We start from the raw sequence: 18,311 nt of genomic DNA, 5'->3' as shown, positions 1-18,311 counted from the left end.
ATGCACGCCCTGCGGTCCGAACCGGGCATCCTGATGCTTGACGACGACCCCTTCATGCTCGGCGTGTTATCGAGCATGTTGCGCAGCATGGGCTACGGGCAGCTGCGCACGGCGGATTCGGCCCAGGCCGCGCTGACGCTGATGCAGCAGGAACCGAGGGCGGTCGATGTGATCGTCTGCGACCTGAACATGCCCGGCATGGACGGCATCGAGTTCCTGCAGATCCTGAACGCGCGCGGCCAGCACTGCAGCGTGATCCTGCTGAGCGCCGAAGGGGCCCGCATCATGCACACGGTGCAGCGGCTGCTGGCCGGCGGCCACCTGCTGATCCTCGGCGCGCTGGAAAAGCCCGCCGCGCGCGCCTCGCTGGGCGCCTTGCTCGACTGCTGGCAGCCCTTGCACGCGGCGGCGCCCGTCGCGACCCTGCCCTTGTTCACCGTGCCCGAGGTGATCACCGCCGGCCACGAGCAGCCGTGGGTGCTGCACTACCAGCCCAAGGTGGACCTGCGAAACGGCGCGCTCACGGGTCTGGAGGCGTTGGTGCGCTGGAACCACCCGATGCATGGGCTGGTGCTGCCCGACCGGTTCATCGGCCTGGCCGAGGACTGCGGGATCATCGACAGCCTGACCGACTGGGTGCTGCACGAGGCGCTGCGCCAGCTGGCGCAATGGCAAGCCCAGGGCTGGCCGGTCACGATGGCGGTCAACCTCTCGATGGAGAACCTGCGCTCGCCGGGCTTCGCGGAACGCGTCGCCGGCTGGGCCCGCGACACCGGGGCCGCGCCGCAGGACGTGACGCTGGAGCTCACCGAGAGCCGCCTGCTGTCCCCGTCGCCGATGCCGCTGGAAAGCCTGGTGCGCCTGCGCCTGCAGCGTTTCGGCCTGTCGATCGACGACTTCGGCACCGGGCACTCGTCGCTGGTGCAACTGCGCGACATCCCGTTCACCGAGCTGAAGGTCGACCGCGGCTTCGTCAGCGGTGCGCGGCACAACCAGATCATTCGCCCGATTCTCCAGGGCAGCATCGGCATCGCCAAGCAGATGGGCATGGCCGTGGTGGCCGAAGGCGTCGAGACCGAGGACGACTGGCAGCTGCTGCGCCAGCTCGAGTGCGATCTCGCGCAGGGCTGGTTCATCGGCCGCGCCATGGCACCGGACCAGGTGCCGTCGTGGCTGGAAACCTGGCGTTCACGAACTCGAGGGCTGGTCAACTCATGATCTCCATGCAAGGCGTCAGCTCGGCGCTCATCGCACGCAACGCGTCCTGGGTGCGCAAGCAAGCCAACACCTTGGCGCGCCGGATGCCTGCCAACGTGCAGAGGGCGGACCTGATCCAGGCGGGCCTGATCGCCGTGGCGCAGGCGGCGCTGGGCTTTCGCTGGGAGGGTGACCGCGATACCGCCGAAGCGCGCGACGCCTTCTTGCGCTACGCGAGGATGCGCGTCAAGGGCGCCATGATGGACGAGCTGCGCCAGATGGATCACCTGGGGCGCGAGCAGCGGCGCAAGTGCACGGTGCTTCAGATCGCGCGCGAACGCTGGCGTTCGCTCAACGGTGCGAGTCCGCGGCTGTCCGAACTCAGCGGCGTGACCGGACTCGGGATCGACGAGATCGCGAGCCTCGATCTGGCGGCATGGTCGGCGCAGGCGGAAAGCCTTGTCCAGGACTCGAACCCGGACGATCACCCGGTGGCACAGCAACCGGCGACGGAAAGGGACGAGGTGGAGGCCCGCGTGGACACCGCCATCGTCCTGCGGCGGCTGGAGACGTTCTTCGCCACACTGCCCGAACGTGACCGCCAGGTGATCGACGCGTACCTGGGCGTTGGCATGAGTCCGGTGGAATTGGCCGGCAGCCTGAACGTGACCGTGTCACGCGTGTCGCAGCTGTACAAGAACGTGTGCGGCCGCGTCGCGCGGCATTTCGGGCACGCCGAACGGCGCTCGCTCGACCGGCCGGGCGCCGCTGCCACCGTGGCCTTCGACGAACTGGTCGTGTCGCGGGAAGCGCAACTTGCGCGATCGACGGCGGCGCCGCCGTGGAGCGAACTGGTGGAAGCGGCCCTCACGACACCCGACGAGCGCTTCAGCCCGCGCGTCCCCGCAGTCGCAGCAGTCCGGATTCCCGCCGATCGCATCACCCGCAAGTTCAAGGAGCCGACCTGATGGCCGCTCCGCGGCGCAAAGCACCCTGGCCCGACTACGATCGCCGCGACATCCACGAGGGCGACAGGATCGTGCATCCGTCCGGCCAGCGCGGGACTGTCGTATTCCTCGCCGCGGGGATCGACCCGTGGCGCGTCGACTATGGCGATGGCCTGCTGAGCCGGCTCGTGCTGCAGCTGGGCATCAAGGGACGCGCCGTCGTCGTGATGGAGCATTACGCCACCCAGAAGGCCGCCGATGCAGCCCTGGAACCCGTGCTGACGGACGAGTTCCTGGCGATTCTGGTTCGCGCGGCCCGCACGGTCGGCTGGGAATGCGACCACGTCGCGACGTGCGACTTCGTTCGCAAAGCCTTCGGGATCGCCGCGAAGCCGGAGCCCCAGCGCGATGACCTGGAACCCTACATCGAGACAGCGAGCCAACGCGATGAAGCCCGGCGTCGAACGAAGCACTGAAACTCCATGCTGCCGCCCATGAAACCGCCGTTCGTCCTCGCCGTCTGCGGGCAAGTTTCTGCAGCGTCTGCGCCAGACCAGGGAAGGTTCGGCGCGATGGCTGCATCCGTCGTCGGTCCTCCAGCCGGTTAGGAATATTGCCTAGCCGGCCTTGCGCAATCGCCTCAAGGCCGCAGTCGCCGCCGGCCACAAGCTGCACTGGCGCAACACGCAAGCCTTCCAGGATGCAATACCGCCACGTGGACACCCCAATGGAACCAGCGACACCCGACATCACCCGGCGACGGCAGCCAGGCTTTCTCGACGAGGGCCGCACGTTGCACAGCACGGCGCTACTCGTGGGCATGATGGTGTGCACCCTGGGCTTGATGCTGATGAGCGGGGGGAGCCCGCACGCGTTGCAGGCGCTGTTCTCCCGCGGCCTCTCGGCACCCGTGGCGCTTGCGCCGGCGCTCGGCATCACGCTGCTCGGCGGCGCTGCGCTGCTGCAGCTTGTGCGCCGCCCATTCGCGGCGGCATTGCTCGCGCTGCCGGTACTCGCGTTGGCGTCGATGACCTTGCTGCCGTGGATGCTGAACGCCGTCGTGCCGGCCGGCTGGCCGTCGACGAGCGGCCACTCGCAGAGCCCCATCGAGCCCGTGCTCGCGTCCCTGCGCATGGCACCCGATGCGGCGTTCCCGATGGCACTGCTGGCGCTGGCCGCCGTGGCGGGGCTCGGCAAGCGCCTGCCAGCCCGGCCGGCCGCGCTCGCGTTCAGCCTGCTCGCCGCTGCCCTCGCGCTGCTCGTGCTGACCGGCTGGCGCGGCGGCGCGACGCCGGCAACCGCCACCGCCACAGTCTCCACCGCAACTGCCGCTTCGCTGCTGGCACTGAGCCTGGCCTTCGCGGTCTCGCTGAGCGTACGTCGAGTTCCCGTACCGCCACCGATCGAACGCTCGGTGGCCGGGCTCGCGCTGGTCGGCACGGTACTGACGCTCGGGATCTGGGTGAGTCTTTCGGGCGCACAGCCCAGCGGCCTGGTACTGATGCTCGGGCTGGTGCTGACCCTGGCCCTCGCGATGTCGAGGCGACTCAGCGTTGCGTCCACTTGCCGCATCGAACGCGCATTGCGTGTCCAGAACAACTTGCGCGCCGAGACCCAGCGACACGAAGTGACCCGCGTCGCGCTCGATCAATCCGAGGTCCGCCTGCACCACACGCTGGGGCACATGGGCGAGGCCCTCTATGTGCTCGATCGCGACTGTCGCATCAGCTTCGTCAATGCGGCCGCGGCGCAGCTCCTGCAGCGCCCGGCGAGCGAACTCGTGGGACAAGTCGTGTGGGACGAGCTGCCGGTCGCTTGCGCGACCGCATTTCGCAGCCGCATTCTGCAGGCCATGGCGTGCGGCGAACCGTTCACCCTCGAGCAAGCCGACGAGCCTGGGCAGCGCTGGTTCGAAGTGCGCGGCTTTCCGAGCCCGAACGGCCTGGAGATCTTTCTCCGCGACATCACCTCGCAGCGCTTCAACGAGCACCTGCAGCGCACGCAATCGGAGGTGCTGGCGCGGATGGTTGCCGGCGCAACGCTGCACGAGACGCTGGCCGCCGTGGCCGACATCTGCGCCTACTATCCGGGGCGGCTCGGCTCGGTATTGGTACTCGATGCGGTATCGGGAACATGCTACGTGGGCGCCGCGCCCAACATGCCTGCGGCCTACAACCACGCGCTGGCAGGCTTGCTGCCGGGCCCGAACGGCGGCTGCTCGTGCCTCGCTGCCATGCACCGCAAGGCCGCGGTTCTCGTCGAAGACATCGCCACCGACCCGCTGTGGCAGGGCTATCGGCAGCTCGCGTTGGCGTACGGCCTGAGGGCCTGCTGGTCGGTGCCGGTCCTGGATCGCACCGGCCGTGTGCTCGGCTGCATTGCCGTCTACAACGACCACCCCGCGTCGCCGGGCAAGGACGATTTCGCCGTGATGGCAGCGGCGGCGCGCCTCGCTGGGTTGGCGATCGAACGCCATGGCCTGGCCGCTCGGCATCGCGGTGTGATCGTCTCAGCCAGCGGCGAGAAAGGAATGTCATGGAAACCAGCGTGGGTCTGACCGGCCACCTGCGAGCCAATCGAATCTGCAGGCTTCTGGCGAAGGTGGCTGAGCTGCCGATCCGGCGTGCCCCGAGGGCGGCTCTGCTGACGGACTTTCGCGAATTGCGTTTCTTGATGCGCGACATCGAACAGGAGCTGCAGGCCTTCGAAGTGGCCACCGACCACGCCCCTTCGGACGAGGCATGCGGATGACTCTGTCGTCCGCGATGTCGGCCGGCCGAAGGTGTCATCGGAGCGCTACCGCACAGACGCGATCCTCGTCGGCGACTTATCCCTGCAGCAGCGCAACAGCAACCGACGATCCGTCATTCGACTCCGCCACGCGACCTCAGACGATGAACCTCAATCTGCCCCTCCCGCGTACATTGCTCGGCACGCTCGAGCGCATGCTCGAGCGCAGGACCGCGCGCGAGCTGCTGGCCCGCAACGCGCGGCTCGAAGCCACGGTGGTGGAACACGCCGCCGAGCTGGCTCGCCGTGAACGGCCGGCATGACCTGCTGGCTCGAGACCGATCTCATCGGTCAGATGTGATCATGGCCGCCGTGATGCTGCGCATCATCTGCATCGAGGACGAACCGGACGATGTCGAACTGATCCGGCTCGCACTCGCACGGGCGGGCATGCCGGCCACGCTGACCCGGGTCGACAGCGAGGCAGCGTTGCTTGGCTGCCTGCCCCCGGCAGCGGCCGAGCCCGATGTGCTTCTGTGCGACTGCTGCATGGCGGGCTTTACGGCCGAGCGCGCACTGGCGATGCTGGACGAGGGCGTTCACGACGTGCCGCTGGTGTTGGTGACGGGGGTGATCGACGAAAACGCGGTGGTCAATCTGTTTCGCGCCGGCGCGAAGGACTATGTCGCCAAGCACAAGCTGGCGCTGCTGCCGGCGGTGATCGAGCGGGTTCTGCGCGACCGCCGCTTCCTGCTCGAGCGCCTGCGCAGTGCCGACACGCTGGCGCGCGCCAACTCGCGGTTGCGCCTGCTGTCGGCACGCCTGGTGGGGGCTCAGGAGCGCGAATGCACGCGCATCGCTCGCGAGCTTCACGACGGGCTCGGTCAGGTGCTCACGGGCATCGTGATGCAGCTGCACGCGGCCAAACGCAGCGCCTCTGCCGAGCAGACATCGCGCTGCCACGAGAGCGCGCTCGAGCTGGCGCAGCACGCCATCCAGCAGATCAAGTCGATGTCGTTCCAGCTGCGCCCGGCGCAGCTCGAGCTGCTGGGATTCGTGGCCGCCGTCAAGGCCACGCTCGACCGCCAACGCGACGCCACCGGTCTGCAGAGCTTCGTTCGGCTGCGCGGCACTCCGCCGCAGCGCGTGTGGCCGACGCATGGGGTGGCGCTGCGCATTCTGCAGGAAGCCGTCACCAATGTGCTGCGGCACGCCGGCGCAGGCCGCCTGGTGGTGCGGCTGCGCTTCACGGGCGGCGAACACCTGGTGATGACGGTCGGCGACGATGGCCGCGGTTACGACGTTCGTGCCGTGCTCGCAGGTGGCATGAGCGAGAAGAACATCGGCCTGCACGGCATGCTCGAACGCGCCGAGCTGATGGGCGGACGCCTGCGCTTCCGCTCCAGCCTGAACCGCGGCAGCGTCATGAGGTTGTCGCTGTGAACCCCGCCGTGCCACTTGCGCACGACACCCGCGAGGCCGTGCGCATCGTGCTTGCCGATGACCACGAGCTGGTGCGCTCGGGCCTCAAGCTGCTGCTCGAGATGGTGGCCGGCGTCACCGTCGTCAGCCAGGCGCGCAACGGCGAGGAGCTGCTCGCCGACGTGCGGCGCCACGCACCCGATCTGGTGGTCACGGATCTGTCGATGCCCGGCATGGACGGCCTGACGGCGCTGGCCGAGCTGCGCGCGATGGCCAAGCCGCCGAAGGTGCTGGTGGTGTCGATGCACGACTCGCCAGACTTCATCCGCCGCGCGCTGCAACTCGGCGCCAGCGGCTACGTCATGAAGGAGAGCTCTCCGCTCGAGCTCGAGCACGCGGTGCGTGCAGTGATGGCCGGCCTGCCGTACTACAGCGCTCAGGTCTCGAAGCGCCTGATCCAGGCGCGCGAACGCGGTCCGGAAGAAATGCTGACCGGCCGCCAGCTCGAGATCCTGGTGATGATCGCCCGCGGCCAGGCCGCCAAGGAGATCGCCTTCACGCTCAAGCTCAGTTCAAAGACAGTCGATGTGCACCGGGCACGCATCATGGAACGGCTGGGCATCAACGATCTGCCCGGGCTGACGCTGTACTGCGTGCGCCATGGACTGGTCGACTCGATGCGCGAAGCGCTCTAAGAGGGCGTCGTGAACGAGCCCAGGATGTTGGGATTCATGCGCAGGAACCTCGCCATCTCGCCAGCCTTGGCGCGATTGGCGGCCAACTGCGCATCCAGGTCCGCGGTTGCCTCGCCGCGGCCCTGGCGGGCGTTGATCAGGGTGGCAAGTCGGCATTTGGTCGCATGCAAGGCAATCAGGATGTCGATGTTGGTCTCGCGACGATCAGGCAGGTCCATGAATGGCATATGGGGGTGAAACCGCCATCGACCATGCGTGAGTGTGACCGAACGTCGATTCCGTCGCGCCAGCAGAGCCAGGTAAGGGAAGCTCGTACCTGCGCCATCTCGAGTCCCTGACTGGTGCGAGCGCCGAGCGTCCTCTACAGTCCTCTGGAGACTCGTGGGCCTTGGGCTCTCGAAGTCATTTCCCTGAACCAGGTCGAGCCGCCGTTCAGCCTAACAGGGCCACACCGAGCATCATGCCGAGTGCGCCCATTGCGGTTCCTCATCGCCTGCGAAGGGCCACCATGTTCCATCCGAAATCCGTGACGCTGGCCACCGTGCTTGCGCTGTTCGCTATCGGGGCGCTGAGCTGGGAGGCCCACCGAGACTACCGCCATGCCGAGGTGCAGCTGCCAGCAATAGCCCGCATGGAAAAGACCCGGGCCGACATCGTCCATTTCGACGAGGTCCTGACCATGTCGGCACGGATGGCCGCGGCCACTGGCAACCCGGCTTGGGAGGCGCGCTATCGCCGGTTCGAGCCTCGATTGGACGAGGCCATCAAGGAGGCAATGCGCCTCGATCCGGACGGGCTTCAGGGCTCCGCTGCTGCGAAGACTCACGCTGCCAACGTTGCGCTTGTCGCCATGGAACATCGCGCATTCGAAATGGTACGACGAGGGGAAACCGGGGAGGCGCAACGACTCCTCTCGGCCGCGGAATACGAGGGCTACAAGGGGATCTACGCGGCCGGCATGACGGAGTTCAACCGGCGCCTGTCGCAAGCCAGCGGCTCGATGCGTTCGCAACGGGAGGCAAACATGCGCCGCAGCGCCATCGCAACCACCGCCCGCGCTGTGTTCCTGATCCTCGGCGCGTCGTATGTATTCGTGCTGGTGCGCAGATGGCAGGCTTTCATTGTCGAGCGCAACCGGCAGTTGAGCGACAAATCGGCGGCATTGACCGAGATGAACGACCAACTCGACAGGAAGGTGAGCCAGCGAACCAACGAGCTCACCGAGGCCGTTCGACAGCACAAGCTCACGGCCGAGCACGCCGAGTTTCTCGCTTATAACGACAGCCTCACCCTGCTGCCGAATCGCAGCATGTTCAGCAAATTGCTGAACCAATCGGTCAGCCTGGCACAGCGCGAGGGCAAACAACTGGCTGTGCTCTTCGTCGATCTGGACCGCTTCAAGAACGTCAACGACACCCTGGGTCACGAGGCCGGCGACCTGCTGCTTCAGGAGATGGCGGCAAGACTCAAGTCATGCCTCAGGGCAACCGACTGCGTGGCCCGGCTTGGCGGGGACGAATTCGTCCTCATGGCACCGAGCTTGAACGGCACGGAACAACTGGCGGCGCTGGCACACAAGATCCTGGGTGCCGTGGCCCGGCCGTTCACCTTGCGCGACCATGAGTTCCATGTCACGGCCAGCGTCGGGATCAGCGTGTACCCGAGCGATGGCGATGACGAGCGTACGCTGATGAAGAACGCCGACATTGCCATGTACCAGGCGAAGGAAGAAGGGAAGAACACCTTCGCGTTTTATTGCGCCGAACTCAACACGCATACGCTCGAACGTCTGGCCTTCGAATCGAGCCTGAGGCGGGCGCTGGAGGGGCAGCAGTTTCGGGTCCATTACCAGCCGAAAGTCGACTGCAAGACCGGCCACATCATCGGTGTGGAGGCCTTGCTGCGCTGGAAGCATCCGGACTTCGGACCGGTGCCGCCGTCGAAATTCATTCCCGTGGCAGAGGAGAACGGCCTGATCGTGCCCATCGGCCGCTGGGTTCTCGAGACCGCGTGCCGGCAACATGTGTCGTGGCGCGAAATGGGACTTCCCCCGTTGCGCATGGCCGTCAACCTGTCGGCGCGCCAGTTCTATCATGAAGCGCTGTTGTCCGATGTGCGCTCGATCCTCGCGGAGACGGGGATGGCCCCCGCGTTCCTCGAGCTCGAGATCACCGAGAGCATGCTGATGCGCGACGCGGGCAAGGCCAGCGAGGTGCTGCGGGCCTTCAAGACGCTGGGCATCCGCTTGTCGCTGGATGACTTCGGGACGGGCTACTCGTCGTTGTCCAACCTGAAGCGGTTTCCCATCGACACCATCAAGGTCGACCGCTCGTTCGTTCGCGAACTGCCCTCCAACGCGGAAGACCGGGCCATCACGGATGCCGTCATCGCGATGGGAAAGACCTTGAACATGACCATCGTGGCCGAGGGCGTGGAGACGCAAGGGCAGATCGAGTTCCTGAGGGACCACGCCTGCGATGAATTCCAGGGCTACTACTTCAGCAAGGCGGTGCCGGCGACGACGATCACCGACTTGTTGGCAGCCCAGCCCAGGACCAATCCGCACGGCACGCTCGCCGTCTGGGATGTCAAGAGCGAGTTTGCCGATTCGGCGTTCGCGATGGCTTCGTGAAGCGAACGCGCCAGGATCGTTCTGCGATTGCCGTACCTCATCGACGTTAGGGAGTTGGTCATGCCCCAAAGAACCCGTTCGGAGCAGTACAAGTTCTTCCTGCCGCTGATGGTGCTTGCCCTCGGCACGGCGCTGTCGATCGGCCTCGGCTTGGCCGCCCACCAGGAGATCGCACGCAGTGCCCAGCAGCGTTTCGACGCGGCAGCCCTGGCGGTGGCACGCAAGGTCGAGGGCCGCTTCGACAACTACGTCGAGGTCCTCACCGGGCTGCGCGCGCGCTTCAACAACTCGGCCCCGCTCACGCGCAGCGACTTCCGGGACTATGTCGATGGGCTGGGCCTGGCAAAGAGCTATCCGGGCTTCCAGGCCGTCAGCTATGCCCCTTACGTCGAAGCGGCCGACAGGGCACGATTCGAAGAACGGTTCCGCGGCGACAGCAGCCTGGCCCCGGGCGTCGCGGCCGGCTTCGCGATCAAGCCGCCCGGCGATCGGCCCGGCTACTACCCGTTGACGTTCATCGAGCCGCTGGCGGGCAACGAGAAGTTGCTGGGCAATGACCTGGGCGCCATGCCCAACCGCGGCGACGCACTGGAGCAGGCTCGCGACACCGGCGGGCTGGTGTCGTCCGGTCGCCGGATCCGCATCGGCGGCCGCGAGTCCGACGTCGGACTGGGGATCCGGTTGCCTGTCTATCGCCCGAAGATGCCGCTCGACACCATCGATCAGCGGCGCGCCGCCTACGTCGGCTCGGTCGGGGCCGGATTCAGGGTCGCCGCAATGATGCAGGACGTGCTGGCGGGCGACGCCGGGGCCCCGGGCATGCGCCTGTTCGACGGCGGGCCCGGCAAGGCACCCATCGGCAGCCGCGTGGAGAGCCGGTTCGTCATCGTCGACGCCACGGCCGGCCACCCGCTGCTGTATGACAACCGGGCCCAGTCCGCTGCCGCTGCCGCAGGCGCCTCGGCAGCGCAACCACGCGCTGCACGCGTCGAGGCCGCTGCGCGCTTCGTGCGCACGCTCGCATTCGAGCTGGGCGGCCGCTCCTGGCTGGTCGAAGTCAGTGCCGACCCGTTCATCGGCCGGCTCGAACGGGCCACTCCGTGGCTCATCGCCTGCGGTGGCCTGGCCATCAGCCTGCTGCTGGCCGGCATCGGCTATTCGCTGAGCACCGGCCGCCGCCGCGCCCAGGCCCTGGCCACCGCGATGACCCGCCACCTGCGCACCAGCGAACGGCAACTGGACGAGGCCCAGCATCTGGCCAGCCTGGGCAGCTGGATCCTGGATGCCGAGACCGGGGAACTGGTCTGCTCCGACGAGGCGCGGCGCATCCTGGGCTTCGACACCAACCACCTGGTACCCGGCTTGCCGGCGCTGCTGTCGCGCGTGCCGGCCGACGGCCTGGCCGCGGTCGAACAGCACATGGCCCAGGCCTCGGCTTCGGGCCAGCGCTGTGAATTCGAGCATCGGCTCGCCTTGCCCGATGGCACCGAGCGCTGGGTTCACGTCATCGTGCAGTCGAGCGACGAGGGCGGCAAGGTGCTGCTGCGCGGCACGGTGCGCGACGATACGCAGCGCCACAAGGGTGCGCTGCGCCTGAACCTGGAACACGACATTGCCCGCCTGCTGGTCGGCGATTCGGAGACCGCGCCCGTGATGGCGCAGGCGCTGGCGGCGGTGTGCACGCGCCTGCGCTGGGACTGCGGCGCCGTGTGGAGCGTGCACGCCGACGGCCAGGTGCGCTGCGACGCGGCCTGGCATGCCGGCGACGAGCCGGCGCTGGCGCAGTTCGTCGACCTCAGCCGGTCGCTCGGCTACCGCCCGGACGAAGGCTCCTTCGGCCGTGCCTGGGCCGAAGGCGACGCCCTGCATGTGAATACGCGCGACGTCCAGCACGGTTTCACGCGCGATGCGCTGGCATGCCAGGCCGGGCTGACCGTGGGCCTCATCGTGCCGATGGTCGTGGCAGGCCACAACACGGTGCTCGAGTTCTTCAGGCGCGATTCGCGGGCGGCCGACGCCGATGCGCTGGAATCGCTGCGCGTGATCGCGCTGCAGGTGGCCCAGTATGCGCAGCGCAAGCGGGCCGAGCGGCGCCTTCGCTTCGTCGCCGACCACGACGACCTGACGGGCCTGCCCAATCGCGCGGCGCTGAAGAACGGCCTGGTCCGCGCGATCCAGCGCAGCAGCCTGCAGCAGAAGCGCTTCGCGGTGATGTTCATCGACCTGGACCGCTTCAAGCAGATCAACGACACGCTGGGCCACGGCGTCGGCGACGCGATGATCAAGGCCTGCGGCGAGCGCCTCTCGGCGATGCTGCGGGAGCACGACACCGTCGCGCGATTCGGCGGCGACGAATTCGTGCTGCTGTTGGAGAACCTGTCCGACGCCAGCGATGCGGTGGTGCTGGCCGAACGGGCCCTGACCTGCTGCGCCGAGCCTTTCATCGTCGACGGGCAGGAATTGCACGTCGCCGCCAGCATCGGCGTCAGCGTCTATCCCGAGGACGGCAGCGATGCCGAGACGCTGCTGAAGAATGCCGACACGGCGATGTACCGTGCCAAGGACAAGGGCGGCTCCTACCAGTTTTACGTGCCGCAGATGAACGCCCTGGGCAACGACCGCCTGGTGCTCGAGGCTGCCCTGCGCCGCGCCCAGGAACGCGGTGAGCTGGAACTGCACTACCAGCCGAAGATGAACCTGAGCACCCAGCGCATCGTCGGCGTCGAGGCGTTGATGCGCTGGCGCCATCCGGTGATGGGCCTGATCGCGCCGACGCGGTTCATCCCGATCGCCGAAGAGACCGGGTTGATCGAATCGTTGGGAAGGTGGGCCTTGGCCCGCGCCTGTGCCGACGCCCACTCATGGCAGCAGTCCGGCCTGCCGGCGGTGCAGATGAGCGTCAACCTGTCGCCGCGGCAGCTGCTCAGCCGCACGCTGATTGCCGACATCGGCGAGATCCTGGAGACCTCGGGCCTGCATCCTTCGCTGCTCGAACTGGAGATCACCGAGGGCGCGATGATGAAGAACCCCGAACACGCGGCCGGGCTGCTGCAGGAAATCCGCGACATGGGCATCGGTCTGGCGATCGATGACTTCGGAACCGGCTATTCCTCGCTGTCGTACCTGAAGCGTTTTCCCTTGACGGCGGTCAAGATCGATCGCTCGTTCATCCACGACCTGCCGCTCGATGCCCATGCGCAAGCGCTGACCGAAGGCATCATCACGCTGGCCCACGGCCTGGGGATGAAGGTGGTGGCCGAAGGCGTGGAAACCGCCGCGCAACTCGCCTACCTGCGGCTGCGCGGCTGCGACGAGATCCAGGGCTACTGGCTGTGCAAACCCGTGCCGGCGGACGAGGTGTGCAGCTTCATGGCACGGCACATGCGCAACCAGCTTGCTTCGCCGATGGCGGCCTGAGGGTTCGAACAGCCCGTCTGCCAACTCCGCAAGAGCGCGGCCAGCACATCATTAACTGACCGCCCGATCGTCCGCAAGCGTACTATCGGGCACCCATCCCAAACGGTCAGGGACAAGTCATGCAAAGCCGGGTGAGCCGTCTGATCGCTCCCCTGGCACAGCGGGTCGGGGAGGACGCGAGTGCGGCCCAGATCGCTGCTGCGGTGATCGCGACCTGGCGCGAGATCGACGCCGCACTGAGCCCCATCATTGGAACGCGCGGCGTGGCCGCCCTCTACCGGCGCAGCCTGCATCTCACGGCCGCAACGCACCGGTGGATCACCGTCCAGCCCGAAGTGTTGCCGCCGGAAATGGACCTCGCAGGGCTTCAGTCGATGATCGCGCTGCAGAGCAGCGCCGACGCCGCCGCCGGCAGCACGGCACTGTTTCAGGCCTTTCACGAGCTGCTGGGCAGCTTGGTCGGTCCCGCCCTCACCGAGCGCCTGCTGCGCACGGTATGGGCAGACGCTTCGAGCGGCTCGCCCGCACAGGACATCCGATGACCACCAAAGTGACGATCAACCGCCTGGCCACCGGCGTGCCGGGGCTGGACGCGGTGCTGGGCGGCGGCCTGCCCGAGTTCTCGTTCAACCTGATCGCCGGCACCCCCGGCAGCGGCAAGACCACGCTGGCCCACCAGATGATGTTCGCGCTGGCGACGCCGGAGCGGCCGGCGCTGTACTTCACCGTGCTCGGCGAGCCGCCGCTGAAGATGCTGCGCTACCAGCAGCAATTCGAGTTCTTCGACAGCGAGGCCATCAACCGTTCGGTGCGCTTCATCAACCTGGCCGACGAGACCCAGGCGGGCGACCTCGACAAGGTGTTGACCCGCATCGTCGCCGAGGTCGAGGCGCACGGGCCCGGCCTGGTCTTCGTCGACTCCTTCCGCTCCGTCGTGCTGGCCAGCAGCGACGGCGGCAACCCGCACAACGAGCTGCAGCAGTTCGTGCAGCAGCTGGGCATGCTGATGACCAGCTGGCAGGCCACCACCTTCCTGATCGGCGAGTACTTCACCGACAGTGACACCAACCCGGTGTTCACGGTGGCCGACGGCCTGATCTGGCTGCGCCAGAGCGTGCAGCGCAACTCGATGGTCCGCAAGATGGAGATCATGAAGATGCGCGGCCAGCCGACGCTGCCGGGGCTGCACACGTTTCGCATCGGCAGCGCGGGGGTCGAGGTGTTCGCGCCGGCCGGCCTGGCGGCCGATGTGGCTGCCCCCGCCGCGCCCGCCGATGCCCGGCTGCTGACCGGCGTGCCGCCGCTGGACCAGATGCTCGGCGGCGGCGTGCCGCAAGGTTATTCGGTGCTGGTCGCCGGACCGTCGGGGTCGGGCAAGAGCATCCTGGCCGCATCCTTCCTGGCCGAGGGCGCGCGATGCGGCGAGAACGGCGTGGTTGCCGTCTTCGAGCCGCACCCGCGCCGATCGCGCAACAGGATCCTGGCCGAGCTGATCGACAGCGGACGCGTCGGGCTGGTCGACAGCCGCGCGCCCGACCTGTCGATCGACGAGATCGTGCAGCTGCTGCTCACCGAGATCCGGCGCCTGAAGGCGCGCCGCGTGGTGATCGATTCGCTGTCGGGCTTCGAGCTGGCGCTGGCGCCGACGTTTCGCGAGGACTTCCGCGAATCGCTGTCGCGCCTGGTCACCGCACTGGCGGCCGCCGGCGTCACGGTGCTGATGACCTCCGAGCTGGAAGACCGCTACACCGACCTGCGCTTCAGCCCCTACGGCACGGCCTTCCTGACCGACGCGATCATCGTGCAGCGCTACATCGAGGTCGACAGCCGGCTGCTGCGCGTGATGGCCGTCGTCAAGGTGCGCGCCAGCGCGCATTCGGACGAGCTGCGCCTGTTCAGCATCGACGCCGACGGCATCCGGATCGGCGAGCGGCTGGCCGACCAGGAGGGTTTGCTTGGTGGACGGCCGACCCGCAAGCCGGGTCCTGCGCGATCGAGGTCAGCCAGCGCTGCTGGCGATGACTGAGCACGTCCCCGTGAATTCGGCCGCAGCTTCGGATCGCGACGCCATGCACGGTGCCGCGCGGGAGCTTGCGCGGCTGCGGGGCGAAGTCGAACAGGCTCGGGACCAGCTGGTACAGCTACGCTCGGACCTGGGACAGGCCGAGAGTCAGCTCGGCAGCCGCCTGGCGGCTCAGCTGCTGGAGGCCAATGAGCATCTGGTGCTGTCGGCCTTGCGCGCTCATTCCGACGCAGAAACCGCTACCGCGGCACTGCATGAAGCCGCGGAATCGGCTGAACTCGATGCGCTGCCGCGGCCAGACGAGCTTTCAGCGACGACGCTGCACGCGCTGCCGCCGCCGCTGGTCCCTCACGACCCGGGCCAGGTGGAGCAACGTCATGCCGCGCTGCGCGAGGCAAACGAGAACCTGGTGATGGCCGCGCTGACAGCCCAGGATGTCCAGGCGGCCGCCCAGCGAGCCGAGGCCCGGCAGAGGGACATCCTGACGCTGGTGGCGCATGAGTTGCGCAACCCGCTGATGCCCATGCGCACCGCAGCCGACCTGCTTGGCATGGAGCGCCTCGACCCCGCGCTGCTGCAGAACGTGCGCGGTGTCATCGAAAGGCAGGTCACCCGCATGACGCGTCTGGTCAACGACCTGCTCGACGTTTCCCGCGTCAAGACCGGCAAGCTCACGCTCGATCGCCGGACGGTGGACATGGCCGAAGTCATCGACACGTCGGTGCACTCCTGCCGACCAGCGATGGATGCGTGCCGGCAGCGCTTCACCGCTTTCGTGCCTCCCGGCGCACTGCTGGTGGACGGGGACCCTGGGCGCCTGACGCAGGTGCTGTGCAACCTGCTCGACAACGCATCCAAGTACACGCCGAAGGGCGGTGAGATCAACCTGTCGGTGTTGGTGGCGGATCAGGACCTGGTCATCACGGTCAGCGACAACGGCATCGGCATCACTGCAGAGGCCCTGCCAAGGGTCTTCGAGCCATTCGTGCAGGACGTGCATGCAGTCGGCTTCAACGCCAGCGGCCTGGGCCTCGGGCTCACCGTGGTGCGCGAACTGGTCGAGGCGCATGACGGCGTGGTGGTCGCCAGCAGCGGCGGCCCGGGATTCGGCAGCCAGTTCGTCCTCACGCTGAATCTGATCGATCACCGATCAAGGCCTTGACTTTCCGCGTCATCCCATCAGTCGCAGGCACAGCGCGGTCGCGTCGTCAGTGAGCGCGGCGCTCTTCGGCGGAGGGTGCGCCAGCGAACAGACCGACCTGGCCGACGCGCCCAGAGTGCGAACCATGGGACCGACGTGCGCGATCGAGCGCGCCCCGCAGCTGGACACCCTCGTGAGTGCCGTGCTGCCCGGCCCGCACGACAACCAGTTGCTCGCAGCCTTGCCGGCTGCGGAATGGCAACGCTGGCGCCCGCGGCTCGAGTACGTCGAGTTGCCGCTCGGCAAGGTGCTCTACGAATCGGGCATCGAGTTGAGCCACGTGTACTTCCCGACCACCGCGATCGTCTCACTGCTCTACGTGATGGAGGACGGCGCGTCGGCCGAAATCGGCGTGGTCGGCTTCGAGGGGCTGGTCGGCATTTCACTCTTCATGGGCGGGGGCACGACACCCAGCCGCGCCGTCGTGCAGAGCGGAGGCCATGCCTGGCGCATGCCCTCGCGCACGCTGAAGGACGAGTTCGACAAGTCCCTTCCGGTGATGCACCTGCTCTTGCGCTACACCCAGGCGCTCATCACCCAGATGGCCCAGACCGCGGTGTGCAACCGCCATCACTCGCTCGACCAGCAACTTTGCCGCTGGCTGTTGCTGAGCCTGGACCGGCTCTCCGGCAACGATCTCGTGATGACGCAGGAACTGATCGCGAACATGCTCGGTGTGCGACGCGAGGGCGTGACCGAGGCTGCGCTGAAGCTCCAGAGGGATGGGCTGATCCGATATGCGCGAGGACACATATCGGTGCTCGACCGACCCGGCCTCGAGCAGCGCACCTGCGAGTGCTACGCCGTGGTCAAGAAGGAGTACGACCGGCTGCTGCCGGCAAGCATCGCCAGCTGACGACGTGAGTTGGATGGTGCCCAGACCGGCGCGCCGCCGGCCTGGATTCGTGGAACGTCAGCACGGATGGCTATCAAGATTCGGAGACTCGCATGGACACGATGAACACGCAGACATGGATCATCCTCGGCCTCGCCGTGGCGACCGTATTGGTGGCACTTGCCGCCTACCTGCTCTACCAAAAGAAGCAATCGCACCGGCTTGAACAGCGCTTCGGCCCGGAATACGAGCTGGCTGTGAAGGAACTCGGCAGCCGAACAAAAGCCGAGTCGGAACTCAAGACGCGCGAAAAGCGCGTCGATCATCTCGACATCACTCCGCTGATGCCGGCCGAGGCCGCCAGGTTCAGTCAGGCGTGGAAAGAGTTGCAGGGCAACTTCGTCGACAACCCCAAGGGGGTCGTCGTTCAGGCGGATCGCCTGGTTCGCGAGTTGCTCCTGAAGCGCGGCTACCCGATGGGCGATTTCGAACGCCGGGCGGCCGACATATCGGTCGATCACCCTGACGTGGTGAACAACTATCGAGCGGCGCAGGCCATAGCGGCCCGCGACCAACGCGGCGAAGCCGACACCGAGGACCTTCGCAAGGCGGTGATGCACTACCGCGCGCTGTTCGATGAATTGCTCGAGGTCGCGGAAGTCGAGCAACCCCCGTCGGCAAAGCAAATGGTGGCGCAATCATGAACATCGAACTGGCAGAAAAGAATCTCACCACGGCAGATCTGGCAGCCGCCACAGAGGCGCCGGATTCCCCACCAGTGGTCAGCGCGGAACTCGAAGAGCCCGCCAGCGAAAAGCAGGAGTCCGCTGCGATCAGCGAAGAGCTCGCCCCACTCTTCTTTCCGGACGTGAGCAAGGATTTCCGAGCTCGGTGGGACGCGGTCCAGATCGGCTTTGTCGATGACCCGCAGCGGGCAGTGCGAGAAGCCGACGAACTGGTTGCCCAGGTGATGAAGAGCTTGGCAGAAACGTTTTCGAAGGAGCGCGCCAAGCTCGAAGGGCAGGTGGACCAGACGGAACAAGCATCGACGGAGAACTTGCGCGTTGCCCTGCGCCGCTATCGGTCGTTCTTTCAGCGGCTGCTGTCGCTCTAGGACTGCACGCGCCAACCCGGGGCCGGGCGATAGCCCTGCTGTCTGGCGAGGGCCGGACGAGACCGCGCTGCGCGTGACGTGGTGGCCCGTCGTGACCA

Annotated in this window: 17 protein-coding genes; 16 read left to right on the top strand and 1 reads right to left on the bottom strand. The window is 67.2% G+C overall.

Annotation, left to right across the window (positions count from 1 at the left end):
- The first annotated feature begins 33 nt into the window (after positions 1-33).
- From HLB44_RS01790 to HLB44_RS38105, 8 genes are all read left to right on the top strand, one after another.
- Entirely contained in the window at positions 34-1,218 is a 1,185-nt protein-coding gene (locus tag HLB44_RS01790; protein WP_173119983.1) for an EAL domain-containing response regulator, read from the top strand.
- Positions 1,215-2,165: a sigma-70 family RNA polymerase sigma factor gene (locus tag HLB44_RS01785; protein ID WP_173119981.1), complete on the top strand. Its 951-nt coding sequence runs from the start codon at positions 1,215-1,217 to the stop codon at positions 2,163-2,165. Before HLB44_RS01790 ends, HLB44_RS01785 begins: the two co-directional genes overlap by 4 nt.
- Positions 2,165-2,620 carry a hypothetical protein gene (locus tag HLB44_RS01780; protein WP_173119979.1) on the top strand — a complete coding sequence of 152 codons (456 nt, stop codon included), beginning with the start codon at positions 2,165-2,167 and terminating at the stop codon, positions 2,618-2,620. Before HLB44_RS01785 ends, HLB44_RS01780 begins: the two co-directional genes overlap by 1 nt.
- A 251-nt stretch (positions 2,621-2,871) precedes the next feature.
- A complete protein-coding gene (locus HLB44_RS01775) occupies positions 2,872-4,701 on the top strand; it encodes a GAF domain-containing protein (protein WP_173119977.1) in 1,830 nt (609 codons plus the stop codon).
- Positions 4,680-4,895: a hypothetical protein gene (locus tag HLB44_RS01770; RefSeq protein ID WP_173119975.1), complete on the top strand. Its 216-nt coding sequence runs from the start codon at positions 4,680-4,682 to the stop codon at positions 4,893-4,895. Before HLB44_RS01775 ends, HLB44_RS01770 begins: the two co-directional genes overlap by 22 nt.
- Positions 4,896-5,038: 143 nt before the next feature.
- Complete coding sequence (locus HLB44_RS01765) at positions 5,039-5,197, top strand: hypothetical protein (RefSeq protein ID WP_173119973.1); 159 nt, start codon at positions 5,039-5,041, stop codon at positions 5,195-5,197.
- 40 nt (positions 5,198-5,237) lie between these two features.
- Entirely contained in the window at positions 5,238-6,317 is a 1,080-nt protein-coding gene (locus HLB44_RS01760; RefSeq protein WP_173119971.1) for a hybrid sensor histidine kinase/response regulator, read from the top strand.
- Positions 6,318-6,325: 8 nt separating this feature from the next.
- Positions 6,326-6,991, top strand: coding sequence for a response regulator (locus HLB44_RS38105; protein ID WP_173119969.1), 666 nt, complete (start codon positions 6,326-6,328; stop codon positions 6,989-6,991).
- Here HLB44_RS38105 and HLB44_RS01750 read toward each other — a convergent pair.
- Positions 6,988-7,209 carry a hypothetical protein gene (locus HLB44_RS01750; RefSeq protein ID WP_173119967.1) on the bottom strand — a complete coding sequence of 74 codons (222 nt, stop codon included), beginning with the start codon at positions 7,207-7,209 and terminating at the stop codon, positions 6,988-6,990. The genes HLB44_RS38105 and HLB44_RS01750 overlap by 4 nt on opposite strands.
- A gap of 290 nt (positions 7,210-7,499) precedes the next feature.
- Here HLB44_RS01750 and HLB44_RS01745 point away from each other — a divergent pair, with 290 nt between their 5' ends.
- From HLB44_RS01745 to HLB44_RS01710, 8 genes are all read left to right on the top strand, one after another.
- Positions 7,500-9,623, top strand: coding sequence for a putative bifunctional diguanylate cyclase/phosphodiesterase (locus HLB44_RS01745; protein ID WP_173119965.1), 2,124 nt, complete (start codon positions 7,500-7,502; stop codon positions 9,621-9,623).
- 27 nt (positions 9,624-9,650) lie between these two features.
- Entirely contained in the window at positions 9,651-13,040 is a 3,390-nt protein-coding gene (locus HLB44_RS01740; protein WP_246312005.1) for a bifunctional diguanylate cyclase/phosphodiesterase, read from the top strand.
- 119 nt (positions 13,041-13,159) lie between these two features.
- On the top strand, positions 13,160-13,582 hold the full coding sequence (locus tag HLB44_RS01735; protein ID WP_173119964.1) for a hypothetical protein: 423 nt from the start codon (positions 13,160-13,162) through the stop codon (positions 13,580-13,582).
- A complete protein-coding gene (locus HLB44_RS01730) occupies positions 13,579-15,066 on the top strand; it encodes an ATPase domain-containing protein (protein WP_173119963.1) in 1,488 nt (495 codons plus the stop codon). Before HLB44_RS01735 ends, HLB44_RS01730 begins: the two co-directional genes overlap by 4 nt.
- Positions 15,059-16,225, top strand: coding sequence for a sensor histidine kinase (locus HLB44_RS01725; protein WP_173119962.1), 1,167 nt, complete (start codon positions 15,059-15,061; stop codon positions 16,223-16,225). Before HLB44_RS01730 ends, HLB44_RS01725 begins: the two co-directional genes overlap by 8 nt.
- 220 nt (positions 16,226-16,445) lie before the next feature.
- Positions 16,446-17,120: a Crp/Fnr family transcriptional regulator gene (locus HLB44_RS01720; RefSeq protein ID WP_343051228.1), complete on the top strand. Its 675-nt coding sequence runs from the start codon at positions 16,446-16,448 to the stop codon at positions 17,118-17,120.
- A 92-nt stretch (positions 17,121-17,212) separates the two neighbouring features.
- Positions 17,213-17,803, top strand: a complete 591-nt coding sequence (locus tag HLB44_RS01715) for a hypothetical protein (protein ID WP_217283501.1) — start codon at positions 17,213-17,215, stop codon at positions 17,801-17,803.
- Complete coding sequence (locus tag HLB44_RS01710; protein WP_173119961.1) at positions 17,800-18,213, top strand: hypothetical protein; 414 nt, start codon at positions 17,800-17,802, stop codon at positions 18,211-18,213. Before HLB44_RS01715 ends, HLB44_RS01710 begins: the two co-directional genes overlap by 4 nt.
- Positions 18,214-18,311: the final 98 nt, after the last annotated feature.

The sequence above is a fragment of the Pseudaquabacterium terrae genome (assembly GCF_013266755.1).
In the GTDB taxonomy this organism is placed as follows: Bacteria; Pseudomonadota; Gammaproteobacteria; order Burkholderiales; family Burkholderiaceae_C; genus Pseudaquabacterium; species Pseudaquabacterium terrae.
This window is presented reverse-complemented; position numbering and strand designations above follow the sequence as displayed.